Consider the following 14,147-nt stretch of genomic DNA (forward strand, 5'->3'; position numbering starts at 1 on the left):
CACCGCAGCGGGAGAGTACTCCCCCAAGAGGAGGGGCAACTATGAGAATGGGTTCTAGGTATGGCGGCGCGCGTCCACGTCGGCGTTCCTCCAGGCGTGGATCGTCGGACCAAAGAGATCGTAACGCAGTTGCGTCGCAAGGGGCTGTTGCCAGCCAGACGGCTCCGCCGCGGAAGATCAAGCTTCCGCAAGACATTACCGTCGCCCAACTTGCGGAGCGCCTTGAAGTAAGCCCTACAGCCATTATCAAAGAGCTATTTACACGCGGTACCGCAGTTACCATTAACCAAACACTCGATTACGCCACCGCTTCGCTCGTGGTCGAGGCGCTGGGCCATAGCGTAGTGAAAGAGGAAGCCAAACCGGCGGCAGCAAAACAAAAGGAAGACGTCGTATTCGAACTTGCCAAGCAGACGGGCACCACCACACGGCGACGGCGGCGCTTTGAAAAACGATCTCCGGTGATTACCGTGATGGGACACGTCGACCACGGCAAGACCTCACTGCTGGACGCGCTGCGCGAGACCAAAGTGGCTGAAGGCGAATTCGGCGGCATTACCCAGCGTATCGGCGCCTATCAGGTAACAAACAATGGCGACACCATCACCTTCATCGACACGCCCGGCCACGAGGCGTTCACCGCTATGCGCGCGCGCGGCGCCAAGGTCACAGACCTGGCGGTCATTGTCGTTGCAGCCGACGACGGTGTGATGCCGCAAACCGTTGAAGCCATCAATCACGCGCGGGCGGCAAAAGTCCCGCTGCTCATTGCACTGAATAAGATCGACCTGCCGAACGCCAATCCGGATCGTGTGAAGCAGCAGCTTACGGAACACGAAATCCTCATCGAGGAATATGGCGGCGAAACGGTGCTTGTAGAGGTCTCCGCCCAGACCAAGGAGGGCCTGGATGACCTCCTGGAGATGATCGCGCTGCTTTCCGATATCGAAGGCGTGCGCGCAGACCCCCGCATTCCGGCGCGAGGCGTCGTGATCGAAAGCCACATGGACAAGAGTCGCGGCCCCGTTGCAACCGTGCTTGTGCAGGAGGGAACCCTCAACGTGGGCGAAACGGTGGTCTGTGGCAAGACGTCCGGCCGCGTGCGCGCGCTTTTCAATGACAAGGGCGCTTCCCTGGCCGATGCAGGCCCCTCTGTGCCCGTGGAGATACTCGGTCTTGGCGCGCTGCCTGCTCCCGGTGAGACACTCATCGTCGTGGTCGACGAAAAGGCTGCGAAGGTTCTGCTCCAAGAACTCGCTGAACGTGATGAGACAGAGCGGATGTCGCTGGATACACTCAGCGCTACTGCCGGGGAGGGCGTGGAAGAGCTGGACATAATTGTCAAGGCTGATATTCGCGGCTCGGTAGAGGCGATTCAGCAAGCATTAGAGCACCTCTCCACCGAAGAGACCCGGGTACGCGTCATCTATAGCGGCGTCGGCCCCGTGAGCGAATCGGACGTGCAACTGGCTATTGCGGGAAACGCGTTGATCACCGCGTTCAACGTGCGCCCCGATACCGCCGCTCGTTCCCTGGCGGAAGCAGAGAAAGTGGAGATTCGCACGTACAACGTCATCTATACCCTCATCGAGGAGATGGAAAAGGCCCTGCTGGGCTTACTGGAGCCTGAATTCGTCGAGGTAATGGATGGGCAGGCGGAGGTGCGGGCGGTGTTTAACCAGGTGCGCGGTCAGAGCGTGCTCGGCGCCATCGTACGCGAAGGCACAATGCGGCGCGGCGCCCAGGTCCGCGTACTACGCAACAAGCGGCAACTGCTCAAGACGACCGTTACGAGCTTGCGCCGCTTCAAGGACGCTGTGCGCGAGGTGACCAGCGGCTATGAGTGCGGTATCGGCATTGGCGAAGTTTATGAGGCCCGCGAAGGCGATTCCCTCGAGACGTTTCATATCGAAGAAAAAGCACGCTTCTAGCACAACCAGAAGCATGCTTGCGCCGCCTGCAGGTGGTGCAAGCTCAGAGCTGCGGGTCTTCGGGCCCGCAGTTTTACATTACGTGGAGGTACACGACCTGAAGACACGCGACGCCGGCCGTACGATTTCTGCCGCTGCGGTACCACGAGCGGCAGCAAACTTCAGCCGGGCGGTTGCGTTCAGAATGCAGAGTATCTCTTTAGGGAGGTGAGCTCCGCACCGCAGCGGTACAAGGTGCACGCAGGACTCCCTTCCCTGGGAAGACCTGTGCGTATCTTCGACCGGAGGTGCAATAGATACACCGTCCCCTTGGGGGAGACCATTGGGTAACAAGAATCTGAGCGATATGTGTTTCTCCCCGGGGAGAGGGTTGGGGTGAGGGGTTCTTGCCAATCCGGTTTCCCTATCCCGTGGAACTTATGCGTATCAGAGCAGTACTGATGATGAATGAGTCTAATTGCGGAGATTCCCCCTCACCCTCTCCGACTGGAGACCTTTGCACAACCCTTGCCGGGGCGGGAAAGTCCCCTCTCCCCAAGGAGAGGGAGTAGCTCGTGCGCCTCCGGCCGGGTTTACTTAAAGGTCTCCACTGGGAGAGGGAACATACTCGCTGCGGCTAGGTTTTCGCGAGAGTTTCCTCTGGGAGAGGGGACAATCTCAGATTGAGCAGGGCAATGGAAGAGTCTCGGAAGGAACCAGCAAATGGACTTGCGGAAACTGGAGCGGTCTACTGCGCTATTGCGTGAGGAGCTGACCGATATTCTGCGCTCGGAAGTGCGGGACCCCCGTCTCAACGTGGTTTCGATCTCGGCGGTGCGCCTCTCCCGCGATCGACGCTACGCCCGCGTATACGTGAACCTCGCGGAATTGGAGCAGGAAGAGGAGCAGGCGATTCTTGCCGCGCTGCGCCGCGCTGCCGGTTTCGTGCGCCGCTGCCTGGCGCAACGGCTGACGTGGTATAAGGCGCCGGAGATTTCGTTTCACCTCGACGAGGGCATGAAGCAGGGCGACCGCGTACTCGAGCTCTTTCGCGACCTGGAGACTGAGGAGCGCCCGGAGCCGGACGCCGCGGAACCTGCGGCCCAGGAGAACGGCGCCGGAGACGCTGAAGATACTCCTCAGCGATAATGGACTCACGCTCGGCAGCACCGCCTGCTATGGGGCACTCTTCCCATGCACAGGCCGGCAGGCGAGAAGACATCCACTCCTTGGGGAGACCCTCGTATCGGGGCACAAGTCTTGCTCTTCGCTAAACCATGAGCAGGCCTTGCATTGTGTTGGTCAAGTTTGCAGGTATTACCTCCTCTCCCTGGGGAGAGATTTAAGGGTCGTATCGGGGGCACTGGTCTTGCTCTTCGCTATACCCATAGCAAGCCTTACTTAACATCGGTCAATTGTGCAGGAATTGCTTCCTCTTCCTTGGGGAGAGGGTCGGGGTGAGGGGAAGTCTTCACCAATCCAGCCCACGTCTGCATTCGCGACGAAGCCGGCGTCTGCGACGAAGTCAGCGTTTGCGACACAGTCGACGTGCGCGTCAGAGTTTCAGAGAAATTTCCAATGGTTGACCCAAAACGTCTCAACACGGCGAATACAACTGATGAATGGGCACAGGCGTGTGCGCTGGTGCTGGAAGCGCAGCGCGTTGTCCTCACGACGCACGCCGGTCCCGATGGCGACGGCATTGGCTGCCTGGTCGGCCTCTCCATCTCGTTGCGCGCGATGGGCAAGACAGTGGCGATGGTGAGCGCGGATCCGGTGCCGCAAGACCTCGCGTTCTTACCGCACGCAGACCGGATTCAGGTCGTTCACAATCTCGAAGCGCTCACCTTTGCGCCCGATCTCATCATCGTTTGCGATTCTGCCAGCCTGGCGCGACTTGGCGCAGTGTACACCGAGAGCCTATCCTGCTTTGCGAGGCTACCAATTCTCAATCTCGACCACCACCAGACAAATACGCGGTTCGGCCGAGTCAATCTCGTGGATACTAACGCAGCCGCAACGGTAGAGATTGCGCACGAGTTACTGGAACGACTGCACGTGGAACCCACGCCGGAAGCGGCCACGGCGTTGATGACGGGCCTCGTTACCGACACGTTGGGGTTCCGTACCGACAGCGTTACGCCGCGGACGCTTGGCTTGGCGGCACACTTGCTGGAACACGGCGCGCCGCTGGAAGAGATCAATCATCGTGTCTTCCACGCCACGCGCTATGAGAAACTGAAACTCTGGGGGTACGGCCTTTCCAACCTGCAGCGCACTGAAGACGGCCGTATCGTCTGGGTGCAACTCCCGCGTGAAGTGCGCATGGAATTGGGAGCCAAGGAGACCGACTTGATGGGTCTGGCCTCCCTCGTCGAGGGTATCGAGGGCGCGGAAATTGTCATCGTCGCTTGGGACAAGAGGAAAGACCCACTGCGTACGGGTATTTCCCTGCGGTCGCGCACCGTGAACGTTGCCGCTATTGCGCAGACGCTGGGCGGCGGCGGTCATGCCGGCGCTGCCGGTGCGTTGCTTTCCGAACCGCTGGCAACGGGATTACGCAAAGCGGTAGCGGCGGCTAAGGCACACCTCGACTAATAGGTTTAACGTATTCGCTGACCTGCTTGGGACAAACTCTGCATCGTGCGTCACGGCTTTCTCAACATCGCAAAGCCTACTGCCTGCACCTCCCACGACGTTGTAAACGCCGTGCGCCGCCTTTTGGGCCAGCGGCGCGTGGGACACGCCGGCACCCTGGACCCACTCGCAACAGGTGTCCTGGTACTCGGCATCGGGCACGGCACGCGTCTCATCGAATACCTCGCGGCCACGCGCAAGACGTACCGCGCCGGTATTGTGCTTGGCCGGACGACGACGACTGACGACAGCGCGGGCGAATTGCTGAGCGAACGGCCGGTAGACGTGGACACGGCAGCCGTGCCTGCCGCTCTACCGAAGTTTACCGGCACAATCGAACAAGTGCCGCCTGCATTCGCTGCCATCCACGTGCAGGGCACGCGCGCATACGTGCGGGCACGGCGAGGTGAGACGGTGTCGTTGGAACCGCGGCAGGTGACAATTCATCGCATTGAAATTCTGGACGTGCAACTCCCACGGCTCAGCCTCGAGGTGGAATGCTCCACCGGCACCTATATCCGCGCCCTGGCGCGCGACCTGGGCGAGACCCTCGGCTGCGGCGCCCACTTGGAATCTCTCACGCGTACGCAGGTAGGCGCCTTTTCGCTGCAGGATGCTATTCCTCTCGGCCAACTCGCGGACCGTGCGGCTGACCGGGGCTGGGACGAACTGCTGCTGCCTTTGGACTGGCCGTTGCGTCACTGGACCGCTCGCCACTTGAGCGATGAAGAGGCGTCACAGGTGCTAAACGGTGGGCGCGTGACAGCGGATGGCGCAGCTTGCTCAGGACAATGCGCGCGCGCCTACGACCCGCAGGGACGCTTGATCGCGGTAATGCAAGCGGTGGATTTGCCGACACCACTCTGGCAGCCGGTGAAAGTGTTTCGCTATAATCCCTAGTGGTGCACGCGAAAACGAACCGATCCTCAGGAGACCAATGTGTGACAATGCGAGTCAGTGGGAAGTGAGCGGATAGGGGTTTGCATTCCCCTCACCCCGGCCCTCTCCCCTGGGAGACCTTTGCGAAACCTAAGCGGGAGCGAGAGTGTTCCCTCTCCCTCGACGGGAGAGGGCTAGAGCCTGCCCCGTACGTGATACGGGGGTGAGGGTGAATCTCCTGAAATCTCTCCATATGCACACCGATTCTGCCTGATACGTCCTGACACTACTCAGCGTAAAGGGCCATTGTAGCTAAGAAACCCCCTCACCCCAACCCTCTCCCCCAGGAGAGGGAGTGCCCCTGTTTGAAAGTGGGGTTATGCAAAGGTTTCCCTGGGGAGAGGGAGTCTTAAGGCCTGTCGCGATCGGGCTCTCTCTAGGGTGAGGGGGTCATGTGACCCATCGCGGTCGGGCGCTCTCTAGGGTGAGGGTTGGTTTTCTTGATCGGGCTACGCCACGGTTTTCTTTGGTCGCACAGGCAGGCGCAAGGATAGGCAATCGCAGTGCAGGTGTATTTCAGGGACCCTGAGTCACTTGTTCCAGACCGTCCCACTGTGCTCACTATCGGTAAATTCGACGGCATTCACCGGGGACACCGGCACGTGCTGGAGGCAGTAGCGACGCGGGCGCGCGCCAATAGCTGGCAGTCCGCCGTTATCATCCTCTGGCCGCCGCCGCCGGAAGTCCTGCGACCCGGCGCTCAAATTCCTCGCCTCTCTACACTGGCCGACCGAGAGTCAGCCATTGCCGCCAGCGGCATCGATCTCTTCATCCTCTGGCCGTTCACGCTGGAGCTCTCTCGGCTCTCGCCGCGCGCGTTCATGCAGGTCTTGCGCGACCGCCTCGATCTCCGCGTGCTCGTCATAGGCAGCGACTTTGCCCTCGGCCACCAGCGCAGCGGCACGCCTGACGTGCTGCGGGACTTGGGAGATGAAATGGGCTTTGAGGTGGTTGTTTCGCCGCCCTTTGTGCATGAGGGACAGGTCGTCAGCAGTTCCCGGATACGCGAGCACCTGACCGTGGGCGACGTGGGGCAAGCGGCGCGTCTCCTCGGACGCTGGCCCACGCTCACCGGTACTGTGGCGCGGGGCGCCGGACGGGGCAGACTCTTGGGTTTCCCCACAGCCAACCTTCATCTGACCGAGCCGCTCGCCGTGCCCGCCCACGGCATCTATGCTACCTTTGCGGCACTCGCGCCCACCGGCGGCGCTCCTGCGTACCCGGCAGTCACCAGCATCGGCGTGCGCCCTACCTTCGACGACACAGACAAACGCACCATCGAGACCTTTCTCCTGGACTACACCGGCGACCTCTACGACCAGGTGCTCCGCCTGCACTTTGTGGAGAAGCTCAGGGACGAACTGAAGTTTTCATCTGTGGAGGCCCTGATCGAGCAGATGGAACGGGACGTGGCCCACGCCGCCGCGGTGCTCGCCCAACACGCGCTGCCAGGACTGACTTGAGCCCAGACGAGACTGCGCCGATATCTTCTGTCATTCCTGTACGTGTTGAGTAATTCGATGACAGATATTGTAAAAGATTCCTTGTAGCAGAACTCTGCGCTCGCCTGAGTACTTGTCATTCCTGTAAATGTCAGGTACTTCGTTGACAGATTTGAAAACAAAAGCAACTGAACGCAGTACTCTACATGAACAGTACACATGTCATTCCGAACGGAGCGCAGCGAAGTGAGGAATCTAAGATGTTGAGCCTATTGGGCGACACGTTGCATGGGCCCTAGATTCCTCGCTCCGCTCGGAATGACATGATCTGTAAACACTGCCAATTTGGGAGAGATTTCTGTCAACGAATTACTCAACACTTACAATTCCGAACGGAGTGAGGAATCTAAGCCGTCCGCTCTAACGAGCGCCGTCGTTCTGCCGCAGTAGTGCGTAAGCCTTAGTGCCGAGCGCTAAAGAACGGCGCATTGCCCATGTGCAAACGCGCACACCATCGTGGACAAGGCGCCAAGGAGACCTTGCATCATGCAGCGCCTAGCATAGCAGATGTGCAACCGCCCACACTCTACTCCGGCTCTGTGCCGGGAATCTGCCCAGGGGTTTGAAAGCCGGGCATTCTCCCGCCGCCCGGTCGGCGGCGGCCAAACGGCGGCATAGGACCACCGGACTCGGCTTCAGGCGCGGATGGCGGCTCCGGCTCGGTGCGGAACTGGATGCTGTGCAGCTTGGCGTAGAGGCCGCCCTGCGCCAGCAATTCCTCGTGCGTGCCGGACTCGGCGGCGCGGCCCTCCGCGAGCACCAGGATGCGATCGGCGGCGCGGACGGTAGAGAGGCGGTGCGCGATAACGAAACTTGTCCGCCCCTGGCGCAACGTGTTCAGCGCCTGCTGGATGAGCTCTTCAGACTGGGAATCGAGCGACGACGTGGCCTCATCCAGGATGATGATGCGCGGGTTCTTCAGGAAGACGCGGGCGATGGCCACGCGCTGCTTCTCACCGCCGGAGAGCCGGAAACCCCGCTCGCCGACCACGGTTTCGTACTTTTCGGGTAAGCCCTCGATGAAGTCGTGAATTTGCGCCGCCTTGGCAGCCTCTACGACGTCAGCTTCCGTCGCTTCCGGGTTGGCGTAGAGCAGGTTCTCCCGCAGCGACGTATGGAACAGGAACGGCTCCTGGGTCACCACGCCCACGTGCCGCATGAGCGACAAGTATTGCAGGTCGCGCAGGTCATAGTCGTCCAGCCGCACCTGACCGTTCACCGGATCGTAAAGCCGGGGGATGAGATACGTCAGCGTGGTCTTGCCGGCGCCGCTGGGGCCGACGAGGGCGATCATCTCGCCCGGTTCGGCCGTAAACGTAATGCCTTGTAGCGCCCACGCCGCCTCGTCGTTGTAGCGGAACCAGACATCGTCAAAGGAAATACGCCCCTGTACTCTGGCGACCTCCCGCGCATCCGGCGTGTCGAAGATCTCCGGCTCCATGTCCAGGTAGCCGAAGATGCGGTCGAACAGCGCCATGGCGCCCTGCACGTCCACGTACACGTTTGCCAGTTGCGACGACGGCCCGTAGAGATTCCGCAGAAACGCGACAAAGGCGACAATGGTGCCAAGGGTTAGTTCATCTTGCATCACCTGGCGGCCGCCGAACCAGTAGATCGCCGCGGGGCCGATGGAGGCGAACAGGCCCAGGAACATGAAGAACCAGCGGCCCACCATGGCCTGCTTGATGTTGAGGCGCAGCAGGTCCCGGCCGATGCCGCGAAAACGCGAGTCCGCGCGCTGTTCGCCGGAGAACGTGCGCATGAGCAGGTAGCCGCTGATATTCATCATCTCGTGGAGGAAGGCGCTGAGATCGGCTTGCTTCTCCTGGGTCTCGCGGGAGACCTGACGCCGGTAGCGCCCCACGCGCCGCGTCGGCAGCACAAATGCCGGTGTGACGATGAGGGCAATTATCGCTAATTGCCAGTTCATAAGAAAGAGCACGACGACCGTAAACAGCACCGTAAAAATGTTCGTGATGATTGAGATGATGGTGCCGGCAATAACGCTCTGCACGCCGGCGACGTCGTTGTTGATGCGGGAGATGATCTCGCCGCTGCGAGTCTTGGTGAAGAAGCGCAGCGACATGCGCTGCATGTGCCGGAAGAGCTGCTTGCGCAGGTCGTAGACGATGCGCTGGCCGACCAAGGCGTTTAGGTAGCTCTGCAGCACGCTGATCAGGCCGGAGAGGAACGGCAAGGCAACCATGCCGAAAACGAGCAGGTTGAGCAGGCCGAAGTCCTTATCCGGTAGGGCGGTGTCGATAACGCTGCGTATGAGGAGCGGCGGAATCAAGCCAAGGCCGGTGACGGCCAGCACGCAGATAAGAATGACGATTTCGTGGGGCCAGTACGGCAGCAGGTAGCCGAAGACGCGGCGCACGCCGGCAGCCGTGAGCGCCACCTTGGGCTGGTCTTCGTCTGATCGGTACGGGCGGTTCATGTGCCACCCGCCGCCATACATCATGCGCGCCATTCCGTATTGGTTACGTGCCTACGTCTTGCCATGTGCAGTCTCAAGCTTCTCGCCGACGGTAGCCTGGGTAGCCGCACAATCCTCGTCCTCCGGTAGCGCAGGTTTGTAACCTGCGACGACAATCCCCATTCCTCCGGTAGCGCAGGTTTGTAACCTGCGACGACAATCCCCATTCCTCCGGGTAGCGCAGGTTTGTAACCTGCGTCCCATCTGGTTGATACGTGACCTGAAAGGCCCGCAGCCACACCTACCTAGCAGCGCATGACTACCCGTGCACCCGGCTTGGATTCACGCGGACTCCTATGGCCGTGCAAACTCGCAATCCTCTCCGTAATCCAACTGAGCGGACGAGCAACCATGCAAGCGCCTGCTACGTCTATATTAACCATTACGTGAATGTTGCACAATGATAATGCAGAGGTAAGGAGCAAGGAATGCATGGCAGCGCCGCGCCAAGCGATATGGGCGACACGGCAGAGCCAGGGGCGAATAATAGAGAAAACGGTCACCCCGTCGCCGCTGAATCCGGCGGATGCCGGAGCCAGGAATGCGGTGGGACTAAATTGCGGCGCTCAGCGTGCGGAACAGGCACTCTCCCGCATTAACGGCGTAGGGGCACGATATATCGTGCCCCTACGCCATCAATCGTCATTGGGGGAAGAGACGGCTTATGGGTGTTCTTCTTTGCTCGCTTCCCCGCGCCTGAGCATATCCCGCAAGCCCTCGAACAACCCCTCGAGGCGGGCCACGCGCTGCTCAAGATTGGAAACGCGAATGCCCAGTTCGCCCACGCGCGTACATATTTCGCGCAATTCCGCGCGGAGCTCGTTGCGCAGGTTATTCTGTCCATGCGTAACGAACGTGGCAACCGCAATAGCTGCCAGCACGACGGTGGCGATCGTGGCCCAGAACTCGTAGTTTTCCATTAGCTACTTCTCATGCAAAGAGCGACACAACAATGCCGGAAACGGTCAGAATATGTCGCTGATCTTCTTGCCGGAGTAGAAGACGTTAACGACGACGATCGCTGCCCAGACGAGGCCAACTCCCAGAATTCCCGCACCGAAGTCAAGCATGATCGCGGTCAACGGGATTGCGAAGACGAGCGAGCAAATAGGGACGGCGGGCGACACGCTCTTCGGTTTGACGTCCTGCAAGCGTGCTTCCACGCGACGGTCGATCACGGTATCCAAACGCTCGATGAGCATGTCGGTCAGTTCCTCGTTGTATTCCGCGCCGAGTTCCTGCCGCGCCGAGAGGATAGCGTCCAGTTCCTCCCGGGTGCCATCCGCTTTTACGCGCTCATCTTTGTTGTGCCCTGCACTGCTGCTCATGCTCTCTGTCCCATTTGTTCGCTGCCAAAGTGCTCGCCAAGGCACTCTCTTTGTCTAATTTTCCAACTGCCCAACTTACAGACGTGACACGGAAGTAGCTAGGGGAATGCTGCGTTTGCTCCGAACCCGCTAGAAGATATCGCCAAGCTTCTTACCCGAATACAGAACATTGACAATGATCAACGCGGCCCAGACGATGAGAACGCCCCTAATGCCTAGCATAGCGGCCGCAATCGCGGTCAAGGGAATTGCAAGAGCTAAAGTCGTAATCGGCACGGCAGGCGAAAGAGAACTCTTAGGGGATTTATCCAGACGCGCTTCCACGCGGCGGTCGATCACGTCGTCCAGCCGCTCCATCAGCATGTCCGCGAGTTCTTCGTTGTACTCGGTGCCGAGTTCTTGCCGCGCGGAAAGGATGGCGTCCAACTCCTCGCGGGTGCTCTTAGCCTCTTTGCGTTCTTTCTTGTCCTTGTCTTTCCCGCTCTTGCTCATGGTCTGCTTCCCTCTGGCCTGGACTAATCGTTTTCGTTTTGGCAGGCATCCCGCCAATTGCCAATCGCGGTAAGCCCTGAATTTCTGTCGGCGTGAACGAGTACTCGCTATATTAGTTGCCCTGCCGTCGTGCCGGCGCACCGATGTGTCCGGCAGTGTCAAGCCCTAGTCTCGTCTGCCAACGGCCCAGATAACGTTGAGAATGATAATGGCGATCCAGGGAGAAAGGATGACAAGCGGCGAGGCAAATCCACCCATTGCAGCACCGGCGATGGCCATGGCCGGGAGTCCGGCAAAGAGTGACAAGACCGGCAGGACCAAGGGAGAGGCGCTGCCCTTGCGGTTCTTGATACGGGCCTCGATGCGCTGGTCGATGGTAGCGTGCAAACGCTCGACAAACGAGTCTGCCAACTCGGTGCCGAAGCGCTCGCCCAGCTCTTGATGCGCGGCGACCATGGCCTGCACCTCCCGCCGCAACTGCGCATCGCTCGGTGGCTCCTGCTTTTCCGACTCTACCGCAGCCATAGACCACCCTTCGAGATCTTTAACCACTACCGTCCATTTATCCTGATTTCAGACATTGTAACTTGAAATGTTAGAAGAGTATTGCAAGCCTCTTAAGTTAAGGGATATACCACACACCGTCGGACAGTGCAACTTACCTGGCGGCGCTCCGCGAAGGTTTACGCAACAAAGTGCTCGCACACCTTCGCGCGGGGATTGCGCAATATGCGAAGATTGCGCAATATGCGAAGACTGCGCAGAATGCAAAGACTAGAGCTTTACAACGCTGCCAGTGCGGCTGGCCTCGTAGGCGGCCAGAATGATGCGCAGGTTCATCAGGCCATCCGCAGCGGTGGTCGGCACGGGGCCTTTGCCGTCCAGGGCATCGCAGAACTCTGTAAGTATGGAGGTAAACCCGTCGGCGCCTGATTGTAAAGGCTTGGGATACTCGCAGTGGTCGCCCTTCCAAAGCTCGATGGGGTGCTCCGCATTGCCCCTGAGCAGGATCGACCCCTCTGATCCCTGCACTTCGCGGGCCGGCATGCTTCGGTCCGCGCCCCAGCCGTTCTGGATGGAGGTGATGGCGCCGCTTTCGTGACGCAGTAGTGCCAGGGCGGTGTCTTCCACTGAGAAATCGCGGGCAAAGGTGCCCACCACGCCAAACACCTCTTTGACCTCGGACTGCAGCACGTACCGCGCCAGATAGATGCTGTGATAGCCGTTGTCGAGCAAGGCGCCGCCCCCGCCGCGACCGGCATCGGCCCGCCAGCTGGGGTCATACGCCGCTGTGCCCAGGTAGTGATAGTCGCCGAAACCCTCGTACCGCACCAGGTAGGGCGTGCCGATGGCGCCTGCGTGCACCAACTCCACGACGCGGGCGGGTACACTCTGGCGCGAATAGTTGTGGATGAGCGAGAAGACGATGCCGGCCTCTTCCACGGCGGCGATCATCTCCAGGGCCTCGTCCTCGCGGGCGGCGATGGGCTTCTCCAACAGGATGTTGTGTCCCGCCTCAGCCGCGGCCAGCGTGGCCGGGTGGTGCAGGTGGTGGGGCAGGCAAATGTCCACGAAATCCAGATCGTCACGGCCGAGTAATTCATGATAGTCGTCGTAGCGCGCTTCGGCTGGAATTTGGAATTGCTCGCCCAGCAGGTCGCGCCGCTCCACGGCCGGGTCCGCCACCGCGACGACGCTGAGACGGTCCGCCAGTGCTGTATAGGCGCTTTGGTGCCCTCTGGCGGCAATTTGGCCGCAGCCGATGATGCCAACACGTTTCATAATGCAGGTTCCTTCATGGTGTCATTGGGTTTGCCGACCACAACACAGATTGTGATCGCGCCAGTAAGACTCTGCAAACACGGCCGCCACACTCACCGAATTCATCTATCTGTCGGCGACTCTTGAATCGGTGACGTCCATCTTCAGTAGCGCGGGGGCTTGTCCCCCGCCTCTTCGCACCAACTGGGTCAGGTTCTGAAGCTGGTTTTCGATAAAAGCCACACATTCTTCGACAGCGTCAACGCGAGGTGTCGTCCGCATCTTCGTAGCGCGGGGGCTTGTCCCCCGCCTCTTCGCCAGGGAGACTACACTCGCGAGAATGGATGCGGCATCTAGACAGGTGACGCGGTTGTCGGGCAATCAGCAGTCCTTTCACCGCTCCCTTTTGCAGTGGGTCATCGAACGCCTTCTCTCTTCCGTAGCGCGGGGGCTTGTCCCCCGCCTCTTCGCACCAACTGGATCAGGTTTTGAAGCTGGTTTTCGACTAAAGCCACACATTCTTCGACGGCCTCAATGCGAGGTGTCGTCTGCATCTTCGTAGCGCGGGGGCTTGTCCCCCGCCTCTTCGTGCGAACAAGAGGCTTCAGAGCCATCCGCTCAAATCGTATACCAGCGAGCCGGAGAATTCATAGTCTCGCCACTCGGCCGCGAGGCCCTTGCGCACTGGATTATGGAGCACGTACCTTACTACCTCGTCCAGGTTCTCTTCCTCGCGCACGAACCGGTCCCAGAAACTTACCTGCCAGATTCGACCGGTCACACCGAGTTTCCAAACTTGCCGCTGTGCAAGGTTCTTGAACTGACCAACAAAGGCTATAATATCGCAGTTTTGAGAAGGTCCGAGGACGAGGTGCGCATGATCCGGCATCAGGCAGTACACGTAGACTGGCACTCCGGTCTTGTGCGCATGCCTGTGAAGCACGTCGCACGCAGGTCCCGCGATCTTTGGATCTGCGAAGATTGAGTGTCGCTCTCGTGCGCCAATAGTCACGGAGCAGATCGTGCCAGGTTGGGCATAGAGCTATCGCTCCAGGCGAATACGTTTGTGAAAGCGATTATTGGAGCGAGTATCGGAAAC

Annotated in this window: 12 protein-coding genes; 5 read left to right on the top strand and 7 right to left on the bottom strand. The window is 59.9% G+C overall.

Annotated elements, in window-relative coordinates; translation table 11 throughout:
* The first annotated feature begins 41 nt into the window (after positions 1 to 41).
* The 5 genes from infB (at position 42) to OXE05_12170 (ending at position 6,949) form a co-directional block, all read left to right on the top strand.
* A complete protein-coding gene (gene infB, locus OXE05_12150) occupies positions 42 to 1,931 on the top strand; it encodes a translation initiation factor IF-2 (protein MCY4438070.1) in 1,890 nt (629 codons plus the stop codon).
* A 702-nt stretch (positions 1,932 to 2,633) separates the two neighbouring features.
* Positions 2,634 to 3,059 (top strand): 30S ribosome-binding factor RbfA, encoded by a 426-nt coding sequence (rbfA, locus tag OXE05_12155; GenBank protein MCY4438071.1) that lies wholly within the window; start codon positions 2,634 to 2,636, stop codon positions 3,057 to 3,059.
* A gap of 429 nt (positions 3,060 to 3,488) precedes the next feature.
* Positions 3,489 to 4,508: a DHH family phosphoesterase gene (locus OXE05_12160; protein MCY4438072.1), complete on the top strand. Its 1,020-nt coding sequence runs from the start codon at positions 3,489 to 3,491 to the stop codon at positions 4,506 to 4,508.
* 45 nt (positions 4,509 to 4,553) lie between these two features.
* A complete protein-coding gene (truB, locus tag OXE05_12165) occupies positions 4,554 to 5,447 on the top strand; it encodes a tRNA pseudouridine(55) synthase TruB (GenBank protein MCY4438073.1) in 894 nt (297 codons plus the stop codon).
* Positions 5,448 to 5,989: 542 nt separating this feature from the next.
* Positions 5,990 to 6,949 (top strand): bifunctional riboflavin kinase/FAD synthetase, encoded by a 960-nt coding sequence (locus OXE05_12170; GenBank protein ID MCY4438074.1) that lies wholly within the window; start codon positions 5,990 to 5,992, stop codon positions 6,947 to 6,949.
* 565 nt (positions 6,950 to 7,514) lie between these two features.
* On the opposite strand, the gene OXE05_12175 is transcribed toward OXE05_12170, so the two are convergent.
* From OXE05_12175 to OXE05_12205, 7 genes are all read right to left on the bottom strand, one after another.
* Positions 7,515 to 9,452 (bottom strand): ABC transporter ATP-binding protein, encoded by a 1,938-nt coding sequence (locus OXE05_12175; GenBank protein ID MCY4438075.1) that lies wholly within the window; start codon positions 9,450 to 9,452, stop codon positions 7,515 to 7,517.
* A gap of 677 nt (positions 9,453 to 10,129) precedes the next feature.
* Positions 10,130 to 10,387, bottom strand: coding sequence for a hypothetical protein (locus tag OXE05_12180; protein MCY4438076.1), 258 nt, complete (start codon positions 10,385 to 10,387; stop codon positions 10,130 to 10,132).
* A 45-nt stretch (positions 10,388 to 10,432) separates the two neighbouring features.
* Positions 10,433 to 10,795 (bottom strand): hypothetical protein, encoded by a 363-nt coding sequence (locus OXE05_12185; protein ID MCY4438077.1) that lies wholly within the window; start codon positions 10,793 to 10,795, stop codon positions 10,433 to 10,435.
* A 129-nt stretch (positions 10,796 to 10,924) separates the two neighbouring features.
* Positions 10,925 to 11,287 (bottom strand): hypothetical protein, encoded by a 363-nt coding sequence (locus OXE05_12190; protein MCY4438078.1) that lies wholly within the window; start codon positions 11,285 to 11,287, stop codon positions 10,925 to 10,927.
* A gap of 165 nt (positions 11,288 to 11,452) precedes the next feature.
* Positions 11,453 to 11,812: a hypothetical protein gene (locus OXE05_12195; protein ID MCY4438079.1), complete on the bottom strand. Its 360-nt coding sequence runs from the start codon at positions 11,810 to 11,812 to the stop codon at positions 11,453 to 11,455.
* Positions 11,813 to 12,061: 249 nt separating this feature from the next.
* Positions 12,062 to 13,069, bottom strand: a complete 1,008-nt coding sequence (locus OXE05_12200; protein MCY4438080.1) for a Gfo/Idh/MocA family oxidoreductase — start codon at positions 13,067 to 13,069, stop codon at positions 12,062 to 12,064.
* Between the two features lie 583 nt (positions 13,070 to 13,652).
* Entirely contained in the window at positions 13,653 to 14,060 is a 408-nt protein-coding gene (locus tag OXE05_12205; GenBank protein ID MCY4438081.1) for a transposase, read from the bottom strand.
* Positions 14,061 to 14,147: the final 87 nt, after the last annotated feature.

The sequence above is a fragment of the Chloroflexota bacterium genome, from assembly GCA_026710945.1.
Taxonomy (GTDB): Bacteria; Chloroflexota; UBA11872; order VXOZ01; family VXOZ01; genus VXOZ01.